Annotated in this window: 17 protein-coding genes; 11 read left to right on the top strand and 6 right to left on the bottom strand. The window is 68.5% G+C overall.

Translation table 11 applies throughout. The annotated features are described in order from the left end of the window. Positions 1 to 32: 32 nt before the first annotated feature. The 4 genes from OHA18_RS05835 to OHA18_RS05820 are packed head-to-tail and all read left to right on the top strand — an operon-like array spanning position 33 to position 2,544. Positions 33 to 563: a GNAT family N-acetyltransferase gene (locus OHA18_RS05835; protein WP_329002659.1), complete on the top strand. Its 531-nt coding sequence runs from the start codon at positions 33 to 35 to the stop codon at positions 561 to 563. Between the two features lie 42 nt (positions 564 to 605). Further along, on the top strand, positions 606 to 1,682 hold the full coding sequence (gene ychF / locus OHA18_RS05830; protein WP_329002658.1) for a redox-regulated ATPase YchF: 1,077 nt from the start codon (positions 606 to 608) through the stop codon (positions 1,680 to 1,682). Between the two features lie 9 nt (positions 1,683 to 1,691). Continuing rightward, positions 1,692 to 2,246 carry a GNAT family N-acetyltransferase gene (locus OHA18_RS05825; protein ID WP_329002657.1) on the top strand — a complete coding sequence of 185 codons (555 nt, stop codon included), beginning with the start codon at positions 1,692 to 1,694 and terminating at the stop codon, positions 2,244 to 2,246. 10 nt (positions 2,247 to 2,256) lie between these two features. After that, positions 2,257 to 2,544: a hypothetical protein gene (locus tag OHA18_RS05820; protein WP_329002656.1), complete on the top strand. Its 288-nt coding sequence runs from the start codon at positions 2,257 to 2,259 to the stop codon at positions 2,542 to 2,544. Positions 2,545 to 2,570: 26 nt separating this feature from the next. Here the strand turns inward: OHA18_RS05820 and OHA18_RS05815 are convergent, their stop codons facing one another. After that, positions 2,571 to 3,512: a helix-turn-helix transcriptional regulator gene (locus OHA18_RS05815; protein WP_329002655.1), complete on the bottom strand. Its 942-nt coding sequence runs from the start codon at positions 3,510 to 3,512 to the stop codon at positions 2,571 to 2,573. Between the two features lie 62 nt (positions 3,513 to 3,574). Here OHA18_RS05815 and OHA18_RS05810 point away from each other — a divergent pair, with 62 nt between their 5' ends. The 4 genes from OHA18_RS05810 (at position 3,575) to OHA18_RS05795 (ending at position 6,942) form a co-directional block, all read left to right on the top strand. After that, on the top strand, positions 3,575 to 4,543 hold the full coding sequence (locus tag OHA18_RS05810; RefSeq protein ID WP_329002654.1) for an ABC transporter ATP-binding protein: 969 nt from the start codon (positions 3,575 to 3,577) through the stop codon (positions 4,541 to 4,543). Beyond that, positions 4,540 to 5,292 (top strand): ABC-2 family transporter protein, encoded by a 753-nt coding sequence (locus tag OHA18_RS05805; RefSeq protein WP_329002653.1) that lies wholly within the window; start codon positions 4,540 to 4,542, stop codon positions 5,290 to 5,292. Before OHA18_RS05810 ends, OHA18_RS05805 begins: the two co-directional genes overlap by 4 nt. Next, positions 5,289 to 6,074 (top strand): ABC-2 family transporter protein, encoded by a 786-nt coding sequence (locus OHA18_RS05800; RefSeq protein ID WP_329002652.1) that lies wholly within the window; start codon positions 5,289 to 5,291, stop codon positions 6,072 to 6,074. The genes OHA18_RS05805 and OHA18_RS05800 overlap by 4 nt, the downstream gene beginning before the upstream one ends. Before the next feature lie 142 nt (positions 6,075 to 6,216). Beyond that, entirely contained in the window at positions 6,217 to 6,942 is a 726-nt protein-coding gene (locus tag OHA18_RS05795) for a class I SAM-dependent methyltransferase (protein WP_329002651.1), read from the top strand. On the opposite strand, the gene OHA18_RS05790 is transcribed toward OHA18_RS05795, so the two are convergent. Genes OHA18_RS05790 through OHA18_RS05780 form a run of 3 tightly spaced genes read right to left on the bottom strand, consistent with a single transcriptional unit; the run spans position 6,929 to position 9,206 of the window. Further along, entirely contained in the window at positions 6,929 to 7,816 is an 888-nt protein-coding gene (locus tag OHA18_RS05790) for an aminoglycoside phosphotransferase family protein (RefSeq protein WP_329006068.1), read from the bottom strand. The genes OHA18_RS05795 and OHA18_RS05790 overlap by 14 nt on opposite strands. A gap of 33 nt (positions 7,817 to 7,849) precedes the next feature. Next, complete coding sequence (locus OHA18_RS05785) at positions 7,850 to 8,521, bottom strand: hypothetical protein (RefSeq protein WP_329002650.1); 672 nt, start codon at positions 8,519 to 8,521, stop codon at positions 7,850 to 7,852. Between the two features lie 34 nt (positions 8,522 to 8,555). Beyond that, positions 8,556 to 9,206 carry a LysE family translocator gene (locus OHA18_RS05780; RefSeq protein ID WP_329002649.1) on the bottom strand — a complete coding sequence of 217 codons (651 nt, stop codon included), beginning with the start codon at positions 9,204 to 9,206 and terminating at the stop codon, positions 8,556 to 8,558. A 155-nt stretch (positions 9,207 to 9,361) separates the two neighbouring features. Between OHA18_RS05780 and OHA18_RS05775 the strand changes: the two genes are divergently transcribed. The 3 genes from OHA18_RS05775 (at position 9,362) to OHA18_RS05765 (ending at position 11,367) form a co-directional block, all read left to right on the top strand. Further along, complete coding sequence (locus OHA18_RS05775; RefSeq protein WP_329002648.1) at positions 9,362 to 9,538, top strand: DUF5302 domain-containing protein; 177 nt, start codon at positions 9,362 to 9,364, stop codon at positions 9,536 to 9,538. Positions 9,539 to 9,640: 102 nt separating this feature from the next. Beyond that, the gene (locus OHA18_RS05770) at positions 9,641 to 10,342 is read left to right on the top strand and encodes a GntR family transcriptional regulator (RefSeq protein ID WP_329002646.1); all 702 of its coding nucleotides are present in this window, start codon (positions 9,641 to 9,643) and stop codon (positions 10,340 to 10,342) included. A 233-nt stretch (positions 10,343 to 10,575) separates the two neighbouring features. After that, positions 10,576 to 11,367: an ABC transporter permease gene (locus tag OHA18_RS05765; RefSeq protein WP_329002645.1), complete on the top strand. Its 792-nt coding sequence runs from the start codon at positions 10,576 to 10,578 to the stop codon at positions 11,365 to 11,367. A 21-nt stretch (positions 11,368 to 11,388) separates the two neighbouring features. Here the strand turns inward: OHA18_RS05765 and OHA18_RS05760 are convergent, their stop codons facing one another. Further along, positions 11,389 to 11,811 carry an SRPBCC family protein gene (locus OHA18_RS05760; RefSeq protein ID WP_329002644.1) on the bottom strand — a complete coding sequence of 141 codons (423 nt, stop codon included), beginning with the start codon at positions 11,809 to 11,811 and terminating at the stop codon, positions 11,389 to 11,391. After that, the gene (locus tag OHA18_RS05755; protein ID WP_329002643.1) at positions 11,801 to 12,118 is read right to left on the bottom strand and encodes an ArsR/SmtB family transcription factor; all 318 of its coding nucleotides are present in this window, start codon (positions 12,116 to 12,118) and stop codon (positions 11,801 to 11,803) included. The genes OHA18_RS05760 and OHA18_RS05755 overlap by 11 nt, the downstream gene beginning before the upstream one ends. Positions 12,119 to 12,138 lie beyond the last annotated feature (20 nt).

Below are 12,138 nucleotides of genomic sequence, written 5' to 3'. Positions count from 1 at the left end.
GGACCAATAGGAACAGCCTTGGGAGGTGGGTGATGGATCCGAAGGTGGTGTACGAGACGGACCGGCTGCTGGTGCGTGACTGGGTGGACACGGACGGGGATCGGGTCTTCGACATCTACCGGCGCTGGGAGGTCTCGCGCTGGCTGGGCGCCGAGCCGCGGGTGATGCCGGACCGCGGTGCGGCCACGAAGGTGATCGAGCGCTGGAACGAGCGCAACCGCGACACGACGTACGGCGTCTGGGCGGTGGAGGAACGCTTGACCGGGACGGTGGCGGGCACGGTGCTGCTGGTGCCCTTGCCCGAGCCGTCGGACGGCAGCGCGGGACGAGGCGAGGTCGAGGTCGGCTGGCATTTCCACCCGGACGCGTGGGGCCGTGGGCTGGCGACCGAGTCGGCGCGGGGCGCGATCGAGCACGGGTTCAAGGCCGGCGTCGGTGAGATCTACGCGGTCGTCCGCCCGGACAACGTCGCCTCGCTGGCCGTCTGCGGACGGCTGGGCATGCGTCCCCTCGGCCGGATGGACCGCTGGTACGGCGCCGCACTGGAGGCGTTCGTCCTCTGACGATTGGGGTACTTCGGTGTTCGCCGCGTAACCTTGACGCCCGTGGCACTCACCATTGGAATCGTCGGGCTCCCCAACGCGGGCAAGTCCACCCTGTTCAACGCGCTGACCAAGAACGACGTACTCGCCGCGAACTACCCGTTCGCGACCATCGAGCCGAACGTCGGGGTCGTCGGCGTACCGGATGCGCGGCTGGGCAAGCTGGCCGAGCTGTACGACTCCGCGAAGGTGATCCCGGCCACCGTCCAGTTCGTCGACATCGCCGGCATCGTCCGCGGTGCGTCGGAGGGTGAGGGGCTGGGCAACAAGTTCCTCAGCCACATCCGCGAGTCGGACGCGATCTGCCAGGTCACCCGGGTGTTCCGCGACGACGACGTCACCCACGTCGACGGCAAGGTCTCGCCGTCCGACGACATCTCCACCATCCAGACCGAGCTGATCCTGGCCGACCTGCAGACCGTCGAGAAGGCGATCCCGCGGCTGGAGAAGGAAGCCCGGCTGAAGAAGGAGTCGGTCGCCGTCCTGGACGCGGTCCGGGAAGCGCAGAAGCACCTCGAGGCCGGTACGCCGATCATCGCGACCGACGTGGACCGCGACGCGATCCGCGAGCTGATGCTGATGACGGCCAAGCCGTACCTGTACGTCTTCAACTGCGACGCCGACGAGCTCGCCGACGACGAGCTGAAGCAGCAGATGCGGGACCTGGTCGCGCCGGCCGAGGCGATCTTCCTGGACGCGAAGTTCGAGGCCGAGCTGGTCGAGCTCGGCGACGAGGACGAGGCCCGCGAGATGCTGTCCGAGATGGGCATCGACGAGCCCGGCCTCGACGTCCTCGCGCGCGTCGGCTTCGACACCCTCGGCCTGCAGACGTACCTCACCGCCGGCCCGAAGGAATCCCGGGCCTGGACGATCAAACGCGGCGCCACCGCGCCCGAAGCCGCCGGCGTCATCCACACCGACTTCCAGCGCGGCTTCATCAAGGCCGAGATCGTCTCGTACGACGACCTCATGACCGCCGGCTCGATGACCGCCGCCCGCAGCGCCGGCAAGGTCCGGATGGAAGGCAAGGACTACATCATGCAGGACGGCGACGTCGTCGAGTTCCGCTTCAACGTCTGAGGGAAAGAGATGACGATGCTCGGCGCGCTGCCCTGTGTCGAAGGTCAGGTCCGGGTCCGCACTCTCGAGTACGGCGATGCTGCTGCCTACGCTCTGGGATCCAAAGACGAGTCGGTCAAGCGGCACGGGCACCTGCCGATCTCCGACTACACGGAGGACATCGTCCGGGAGCAGATCGACGGTGACATCGCGGCCGGGCTGGCGGACGGTTCCTTGGCTGTGCTCGCGATCGCCGACGTCGGCTCGGACGAATTCCTCGGCAGCATCGTCCTGTTCAACGTGCGGGCGGACCGGGCCGAGGTCGGTTTCTGGCTGGCTCCTTGGGGCCGGGGGAGGGGCGCGGCTCGGGACGCTCTTGCAGCGGCCGCGCGCCTTGCGGCTCGTCTGGGGCTGACCGTCCTGGACGCCAGGACCAGCCCTGACAACCAAGCCTCGCAACGGACCCTGCTCAGTGCCGGCTACCGTCAGGTGGGCGAGCCCGAGGCCGTGACTGCGCCGTCCGGAGAGGTGTTCACTGCCTTGAAGCTCGAGCGCTCGGTGGTCGAGTTCGGCCGCAACGGGTAGGACTTAGCGCATGGCAGACCTACAGCAGTTCGAAGACGCCTACGACCGCGCCGAAGCTGCTTATCTGAGCGCGATCCAGGCGGACCTTCCCAGGGCGGAGACGGCCCGCCTGGCAGGTGCGGTCGCGACCGCGGCGGCCGAGTTCAACACGGAGGCGTACCGCAGCCTGCACACCGCAGCCGGCTCCGAACGCGACGAGCTGGATCGCCTCACCGACCTGACCGAAACCCTCAGCGACCTCTGGACCGAGATCCACGCCGCCTACCAGGGCACCTACCCCAGGCCGGCAGACGGCTGAGAGTTGCTCATCGTGCCTCGACGTCGTCAGGAGGCATTCGGACAGTGCAGGTCTGCGCAAGCCTGCGCGGCTTCGTGGACTGAGGAGATCAGTTCTGCGGGGTCCAGGACTACGGCGGCGCCGGCTTGGGCCAGTACTGCGGCGCGGGCTTCGTGGTGGTTTTCCAGGTCGGTGTGGATGATCCACCAGCCGTCGGGGGCCGGGATCATGGGGGTTGTGGGGCGGAAGCGGCGTACGGCGTGGTCCCGGACTTTCAGGGTGATGGGGTACGAGGGGCGGGAGGCCTGGAACTCTCGTTGGGATTGGGCCCAGTAGGTGGCCAGGTCGAAGTCGGGTGGGCGGGTGAAGGGGCGGTCGGTGAGCTCGGCCGAGGTGAGGCGGGAGAGGCGGTAGGTGCGGAGGCGGCCGTCGGTCCGGGCGGCGACCAGGTACCAGGTGCGGGCCTTCGCGACCAGCCCCAGGGGAGAGACCTCGAACGGTTCGGTGCCGTCCCCATAGATGATCGCCAGGCGCAGTTCTTCCCACACCGCTCGGCGGCAGAGGTCCAGCCAGCGAGGGGTTTCGCGGTGGTCGTCCCAGCCGGCGTGGTCGATCAGGAGGCGTTGGCGGGCGTACTCGGCCTCGCGGCGGGTGCCCTCGGGAAGCGACGCGATCAGCTTGGTGACGGCGAGCTCGCTGGAGGCGTCCAGGCCGAGGTCGGCGAGCACGTGGGCGGTCGCGCCGACGAAGACCGACATCACCTCTGACGGCGTGAGACCGGTCAGCCGGGTGCGGTAGTCGGGGAGGAGCGCCCAGCCGCCGCGGCGGCCGCGGATCGAGTAGATCGGGACGCCGGCCAGGCTGAGGACCTCGAGATCGCGCTGGATCGTGCGCGGTGAGATGTCGAGCGCCTCCGCGAGTTGCGCGACCGTCGTCTGGCCGCGGGTCTGCAGGTACAGCAGGAGCCGGAGGAGCCGTTCTGCGCGCATGTCCCGACTATCTCAGGAAAATAAGCCATGAATGGGCGTCTTTTCTTCCTACGGTCGCCCACATGACTGCAGTCCAGGTCGAGAACCTCTCGATGTCCTACCAGGCCCCGGTCCGCAAGGGCGGCCTCCGTGCCGCGCTCGGCTCCCTGGTCAAACGCGAGTACAAAACCGTCCAAGCCCTCGATCAGGTCTCGTTCACGATCGCGCCGGGTCAGGTGTCCGGCTTCATCGGCCCGAACGGCGCCGGCAAGACCACGACGATGAAGATCCTCTCCGGGATCCTGCACCCGACCAGCGGCCAGGTCCGCGTCCTCGACACGGTCCCGTGGCACCGCCGCTCCGCATTCCTCAAGCGGATCGCGTTCGTGCGCGGCAGCCAGCCGGTCGGTGGATCGCAGGAGCTGACCGTGCTGGATTCCCTCGAGTACCAGCGCCTGCTGTACGACGTCCCGCGCGCCACGTTCCGCAGTACCCTCGCCGACCTCGAAGCCCTCCTCGACCTGGAACCCCTGCTGGAACGGCAACTCCGCGCGCTCAGCCTCGGCGAACGGATGCGGGTCGGCCTGGGGATGGCCCTCAGCTACCGCCCCGAGGTGCTGTTCCTCGACGAGCCGACGATCGGCCTGGACGTCAGCGCGGCGAGCCAGATCCGCGAGTTCGTCTCGGAGTACGTCGAACAAACCGGCGCGACCGTACTCCTGACCAGCCACTACATGGCCGACGTCGCCTCCCTGTGTCCGCGCCTGATCCTGATCGACCACGGCCGCGTCCAGTACGACGGCCCGCTCGCCGAACTGTCCGCCCGGCTCTCGCCGTACAAGTTGATCCGGATCTCGACGCAGGGCGATCCGACCGCGTTCGGCGAGGTGGTCGAGAAGGCGGACGGGCAGTGGGTACTGCGGGTGCCGCGGGACGAGGTCGCCGGTACGACGGCCCGCCTGCTACAGGCGCTGGAGATCGTCGACCTCGCGGTGGAGGAGCCGCCGTTGGAGAAGGTCATCGACCAGGCGTATCGCGAGGGGCTGCGATGAGGACCGCGGTACTACTCGGTTTCCGGCTCCGGCAGGAGGTGCTCGAGTGGTCGGGCGCGTGGTGGTTCCTGCTGACGCTCGTCGTGCAGGCGGTCGTGGCGCCGCTGATCGGGTTGTTCGTCTGGTCCGCGGTCTACCCGGATGATCCCTCGATCGCGCGGTACTACGTCGCGGTCATCCTGGTGACGTTGATGACCGAGTCGTTCGAGCAGCACACGTTCTCCGAGCGGATCTACGACGGGACGCTGAGCCACGAGCTGCTCCGCCCGCAACCGGTGGTGATCGGCGTGATCGGGATGAACCTCGCGATCCGCGCCTGGCTGACGTTGCTCGGGGCACCGATCGTGCTGCTGACCGGGATCGCGTTGCGGGTCGGCTTCGACTGGTCGGCGGTGCTCCGGAGTACGCCGTACATCGTGCTGGCCGCGGTGCTCGTGTTCCTGTGGACGTTCCTGCTGGCGTTGACCGCGTTCTGGACCGATCGCGTGCATGCGGTCGTGGGGTTCGGCAGTCAGTTGGTGTTCCTGTTCGGCGGTACGGCGGCGCCGATCGGACTGCTGCCGGAAACGTGGCGCCGGATCGCCGAGGTACTGCCCTTTTACGCGATGAGCGGCCTCCCCGCCGAGATCGCAGCCGGGAACGGGAGGGGCTCGCTTGGCTATCAACTGATCTGGGTGGTGGTGCTCGTGGCTGTGGTCACGGTCGTCTGGCGGTCCGGCGTACGGCGGTACACGGCGGTGGGATCGTGAAGCTGCTGCGGCTGGTGGGTGTGGGGTTCTCGATGGCGCTGCGGCGGAGTGTGGCGTTTCGGGTCAACCTGGTGTTCGACGTACTGCTGGCGTTCACCGGACTCGGTACGGCGGTGGCCGCGGTGCTGATCGTGTTCACGCGGGCGGACAGTCTGGTGGGGTGGTCGAAGGCGCAGTTCCTGATCTTGATCGGGACCTATCAGTTGATCACCGGGCTGCGCGCGACGTTCATCGATCCGAACCTGTCGTGGTTCCCGGAGACCGGGATCCGGAACGGGAAGCTCGACGCGTACTTGTTGCAGCCGGCGTCGAGTTTGTTCCTCGCCAGTCTGTCGCTGTCCTCGCCGCTCGCCTTGATCCAGCTCGTGCTGGGTATCGGCGTGCTGGGTTGGGGGATCGCGGCGGCGGACCAGGTGCCGAGCGTCGGCGGTGTGGTGAGTTGGCTGGTGCTTGTCGTCGCGGGGCTCGTGGTTACCTGGGCGTTGAGCGTGCTGCTGGCATGCCTGGCGTTCTGGGCACCGAAGCTGCAGCTGGACGTCTTCTTCCACTCCGCTTGGCAGTTGGGCCGGTATCCGACGGACGTCTTCGCGCGCCCGATCCGGGTCGCCCTCACCTATGTGTTCCCGATGGCCCTCATCGCATCGATCCCGTCGACAGCACTGCTGCGTGGCCCGCAGACAGGAGCACTGGCCGGCGGAGTGCTCGCGGCCATCACCGCGGCTGCACTCGCTGCCCTGGCGTGGAAAGCCGGGCTGCGCCGCTACACCGGCGCGACCTCGTGATGGTGCATAAGAACGGGAGGTAGTTGTCTTTTCGGCCGCTCGACAGCCCCTCGGCAGGCGTGGAGTGGCCTATGCGTACATGTCTACGTCCAGTTCTTAATGCACAGGAAATGCGGTCGACCGGCGGGTTAGTCTCGCGGGCATGGTTGATGCGTTGTTCGGGGTACCTCGGTTGGTGGCGGTTTATGACTCGCTGGATGCGGAGCGGGGGGATCTGGAGCATTACGTCGCGATGGTGGGGGAGTTCGGGGCTCGGCACGTGCTGGATGTCGGGTGTGGGACGGGGGAGCTGGCTTGCTGGCTGGCTCGGGTCGGGGTGGACGTGGTCGGAGTGGATCCGGCGGCGGCCTCGTTGGAGGTTGCTCGAGGCAAGGAGTTTTCCGAGCGGGTGCGGTGGCTCCACGGGGACGCGACGACGTTGCCGCCGTTGCAGGTGGATCTCGCGGTGATGACGGGGAACGTGGCGCAGGTGTTTCTGACCGACGAGGGGTGGTCGGCGACGCTGGACGGCGTACGTGCGGCGTTGAAGCCTGATGGGCGGTTCGTGTTCGAGACGCGGGATCCGGCGCGGCGGGCGTGGGAGGAGTGGACGCGGGAGGGCACGCATCAGGTGCAGCCGGTCGCGGAGGGCGGCACGGTGGAGGTCTGGACCGAGCTGGTCGAGGTGGAGTTGCCGTTCGTGTCGTTCCGGGCGACGTACGTCTTCTCGTCGGATGACGCCGTCCTCACGTCGGACTCGACGTTGCGGTTCCGGGAGCGGGATGAGGTCGAGGAGTCGCTGACGGCGGCCGGGTTTGTCGTTGACGAAGTACGGGAGGCTCCGGACCGGCCGGGCAAGGAGTGGGTGTTCGTGACTAGGCGGCTTTGAGTAGCGCAGACAGGGTGCGGTGGGCGGTGCGGGACATGACCGGGTTGGTTTCGACGTAGTACCAGAGACAGCCGATCGCCTGCGCGAACGCCCAACCCATGCCGCGGCGCCATTCGGCGTCGTCGCTGCCGAGCGCGGTGCGGAATGCGTCGCGGGCGGTCGGATCGAGGAGATTCCAGGCCGGCTGGAGATCCATCGCGGGGTCGGACACCGTGAACGTGCCGACATCGATCACGCCCGCGAGCCGGCCCTCCTCGGCCAGCAGGTTGCCGGGCATGAGGTCGCGGTGTGTCCACGCGTCCGGCTCGGTGCGCGGCGTCGTGCGCAGGTCGGCCCACAACCGGGCGAGTCCGTCCACGTCGATCATGCCGCGACTGCGCTCCAGCCCGTCCGCGACGGACCCGTCCTGCGAGGTGAGTACGCCGCCACGCCAGGAGCCCGTGAACACCCGCCCCTCGGTCGGCTCGGCACGCAGCGCGAGTACGAAGCGCGCCAGGTCGTCGGCGAACGCAGTCGATCCGGCGACGTCGGCGTCGTACGCGATCGTCCCGTCGATCCAGCTGTAGATGCTCCACGGCAGCGGATAGCCCAGGCCCGGCGTACCGAGAGCGATCGGCTCCGGCGTCGGGTACGGCGAGATGCGCAGCAACCGCCGCGCTGCATCGGCCTCGTCCTCGAGCTCAGCGCGCACTCTCGCGACATCACCGGGCAGGATCGGGAACCGGGCCACGAGGTCGGCGCCGATCCGGAACAGCGCGTTGACCGTCCCGTGCGAAGGCACCGCCCGGACCGTGAGCCCGCTCCAGTCCGGGAACTGCTCCTGGATCAGTCCCTCGACCAGCTCGACCGTCACGTCCAGTTGACCCGCATGCATGACCACGCGCAGCAGTATCCGGGAGGTATCTGCCTACTGCACATCAATTAGCAAAGCCGGCGCGACGCGCGCCGACCCGATGCCACGGTCCGGTTTGCCCAGCCGGAACCGCACCTTCCCCTTCAACACCGTCCCGGACTCGGCCTGCCCGTCGACCAGCTCCTCACCGGGGAACAGCGTGAACGTCCACCGCTCGTTGTCCTCACAGTCCGGCGGAGTCGCACCACATTGCAGCACGCGAGCACCCCAGACCTGGCGAGTCATCCACCGCCGGGTGTCCTGGCCCAGTACGACGAAATCGTCCTCGCGGATCACGTCGTTGTAGCTGCCGAGGGACGGGCCATAGGACCCGACCACGGTCACGACCAGCTGCCATGGTCGCTCGGGCAATGCAGCCCCGGCCGGCAAGCGTTCGTCGAAGACGTCGGCGGCGCGCACTTCGGCCGGGAGCGGTCGGCGAGTGTCGAGCTTCGCCGGATCCGGGACCAGGAGTACGCCGTACTCCACCTCATCCGCGAAGCGGGCGCCGGCGAAATGGTCGCTGAGCGCCAGCGTTGCCTCCTCGGCGCGCTTCCAGGTCTCGGGCGGGAACTCGGACCGCAGGTACTCGCGGGTTATCGCGGGCAGGCCGCGCTCGCGGACGAGTGCTGCGACCGGCTCGTAGGAGCTCCAGCCGGACGTGGCCAAGCGATCGATCAGGTTCATCTCGGCACAGGCTAGTGAGCCCCGCCGACAGTTCTCAGTGCGTCGCGAGTGGACGGGCGCGATCCGTGGCCAGGCGGACGGCGAAGACGGCGAGCGCGGTGCCGGTGAGGTAGCGGTGGATGCGCATCCAGGTGGGGCGGCGCGACAGGAACACGGCGACCGAGCCCGCGGTGATCACGAAGACGGCGTTCATGACGACGCCGACCGTCAGCTGAGTGAGGCCGAGGACCAGGCTCTGCGCACCCAGATGACCGCGGGACGGGTCGAGGAACTGGGGGAGCAGGGAGATGTAGAGGATCGCGATCTTCGGGTTGAGCAGGCAGGTGAGCAGGCCCATGCCGAACAGTTTCCGCGGGCGGTCGGGCTCCAGCTCCTGCGTGGCGAAGACCGAGGCGCCGCCGGGGCGCAGGGCGTTCCAGGCGAGCCAGAGCAGGTACGCCGCGCCGGCGAGCTTCAGCGTCAGGTAGATCTCGGCGACGAGCGCGAACAGGGTCGCGAGGCCGGCGCTCGCCGCGAGCAGGTACACCAGGAAGCCGATGCCGACCCCGGCCAGCGAGATCAGGCCGGCGCGGCGGCCCTGGACGATCGAGCGGGAGACCAGGTAGATCATGTTCGGTCCCGGCACGATCACCAGGCCGAGCTCGACCAGCGCGATCCCCAGCAAGGCCTCGTTGCTCACCAGCATTCCCTGTCCCTCCGTCGGCGTACGGCGAACCTAACAGCGTGCCCCGCGCCCCGGCCGGGGATTTTCTGCAGGTGAGACAGGGGGTATTCCAGTCGCGGTTCGCGCTCACCCTCGGTTAGCGTGGGGGCGTACGCCTACGGTTTGAAGGAGACGGTATGAGCGACAAGTCCAGCGAGCCGGCGGACGATCTGCAGAAGAAGTTTCGGGAAGCGCTCGAGCGGAAGAACGCCGGGAAGCACTCGCATCCGGGATCCGGAGTGCGGGGGCAGGGCGTCGGCGACGCGCACAACGACAAGCAGAAGCGCCAGTTCCGGCGCAAGTCCGGCAGCTGAGTTCCGCCAAGTACTGTCCATCCATCCGCATGAGCCCCGGGTTGCCGCCCGGGGCTCGACTTTTCTCCGGGACGGATCCTGGGCTCGACTAGAGTCGGTTGGGTGAGCGTTCCGCTGCATTTCGTGGTGAAGACCCGGCTGGTGGAAGTGGTCGAGGGGCTGGGTGAGGGGACGGCGTTGCCGCCGGAGCGGGTGCTGGCGAAGGAGTTCGGGGTATCCCGCTGGACGATGCGGCAGGCGATCCGGGAGCTGATCGCGGACGGGCGGCTGCGGGCGCGGCAGGGGCAGGGCACGTTCGTCGCGACGCCGAAGCTGGTGCAGCCGCTGGCGCTGGTGAGCTACACCGAGGCGCTGCGGGCGCAGGGGCATACGCCCGGGCGTGAGGTTGTTGCGTTCGACGAGATCGCGGCCGATGCGGTGCTCGCGGAGCAGCTCGACATCGCCGAGGGCCAACCGGTGCACCGGTTGGAGCGGGTGCTGTTCGCGGACGGGCAGCCGATCGGGCTCGAGACGACGTACCTGGCGGTTGACCGCTTCCCGACGTTGCGCACCGTGCTGGAGCCGACCGGCTCGCTGTACCGGTGCCTGACCGATCAGCTCGGGGTGCGGTTCGGCGAAGGCGAGGAACTGGTCGAGACCGTGATCGCGACCCCGCGCGAGGCCGAACTGCTGAAGGCCACCCAGTCGCTCCCGATGCTGCTCCTGCACCGCACCAGTCGCGACACCGACGGCCGCCCGATCGAGTCGGTCCGCTCCCTCTTCCGCGGCGACCGCGTCGGTTTCCGCGCCACCCTCCGCCCGTAAGCCCTCGCCCGGCCTCACTCGGAGCCTGGTCCGCTGCCGGGGATGCGGATCTCCAGGCCATCACAATCGCGAGTCCGCGGCGACCGCAGGCGGTGAGCCGGTCGGGTCGGCAGATTGTGATGGCCTGGGGATCCGCCCAACTGTTCGCCCGGGCGCGTGCGTGATCGCGGTCGTCCAGATCGCGTTGTCGCTCGGCCTGTACGCCGTACTGCGGATGGCACTCGGAGGTCGCCGTGCTCGTCTGGACTAGGACAGGGAAGGCGATCGTCTGGACCGCGTTTGCCGTGGTGTTCGGGCTGCTTGTCCTGCTGCCGTTCCTGGTGGTGATCGCGGCCGCGTTCGCCGGCTCGTGGAACGGCGTACTGCCCTCGGATCCGACCGGCGATCACCTGCGGCAGGCGTTGTCGGGTGATGAGCTGGCTTCGTTGTCAGTCAGTTTGCAGACCGCGTTCCTGGGTGGACTACTCGCGGTGGTGTTCGGCACGTGGGGTGCGTTGGCCGCCTATCGCTCCCGATTCACGAGAGTCGCGGACGCGATGCATCACCTGCCGATCGCAGTACCGTCGGTGGTGGTCGGGCTCGGTCTGCTGGTCGCGTTCTCGCGGCAGCCGGTGCTGCTCAACGGGACCAGGTGGATCGTGGTGATCGCACACCTCGTGCTGATGGTTGCCTTCAGCTACGGAACGGTTGCCGCGGCACTGCAACGGCTCGATCCGTCGTACGCCGACGTCGCCGCATCGCTCGGCGCCTCGCCGGCCCGGGTGCTGTGGCGCGTCCGGCTGCCGATGCTGCTGCCTGCCGTCACGTCGGCAGCCGGACTGTCGGTCGCGTTGTCGATGGGTGAGGTCGGCGCCACGATCATGGTCTATCCCGCGTCGTGGCGGACACTGCCGGTGAGCATCTTCGCGCTCACCGATCGCGGCCAGACGTTCGTCGCCGCGGCCGAGGCCGTGGTGTTGCTGGCGGCAACCGTTGTGCTGGTCCTCGTCCTCGACCGTTTCCGGTGCCGGGCCGCCGAGCGCTGATCGGCCGGCCCGGCACCACGGTCAGCTTGCGTCGACGGAGTCCAGCAGGTCGGCCAGCCGCCCCAGCTCGGGCTCCCAGCCCATCCGGTGGTTGGCGGCGTCCTCGGCGTTCGCGAAGCCGGTGTGGCTGAGCACCATTCGGGTGCCGTCGGCAACTTCCGTCAGCTCCACCTCGACGCGGGTCGGCTCGTCCTCGGTGCCGTCCCACTTCCAGCTGAACACCAGCCGGCGCGGCGGCTGCACCTCCAGGTAGCTGCCGCGCACCACGTGCGGCCCCATCTCGACGACGTACTCGCCACCGACCCGGACGTCGGCCTGCACCTTCAGGTCGAACTTCGGGTTCGGGCAGTACCACCGGGCCAGCAGCTCGGCGCGGGTCCAGGCGTCGTACACCCGCCCGATCGTTGCCGGAAGCACCCTTTCGATGTGGATCTCAGTGTCCATCGTCGTCCCCTCGCAAGAGTTCTTCCAGCCGGTCAACGGTGCTGTTCCAGTACGTCGTGAGGTCGCCGAGCCACTGCTCCAGCTCGGAGAACGCCTCCGGCCGGAGTGTGCACACCACCGTCCGCCCGACCCGCTGCCGGCGCACCAAACCCGCGTCCACCAGCACGCCGACGTGCTTGGTGATCGCGGGTGGGGTGATCCGGTGCGGCTCGGCGAGCTCGCCCATCGTGGCGTCGCCCCGACTCAGCCGGCTCACGATCGCCAGCCGAGTCGGGTCTGCGAGCGCCCCGAACGTCCTCGTTAGCACCTGCAACACTTCACCAGATG

The organism is Kribbella sp. NBC_00709 (genome assembly GCF_036226565.1).
Classification (GTDB): domain Bacteria; phylum Actinomycetota; class Actinomycetes; order Propionibacteriales; family Kribbellaceae; genus Kribbella.
This window is presented reverse-complemented; position numbering and strand designations above follow the sequence as displayed.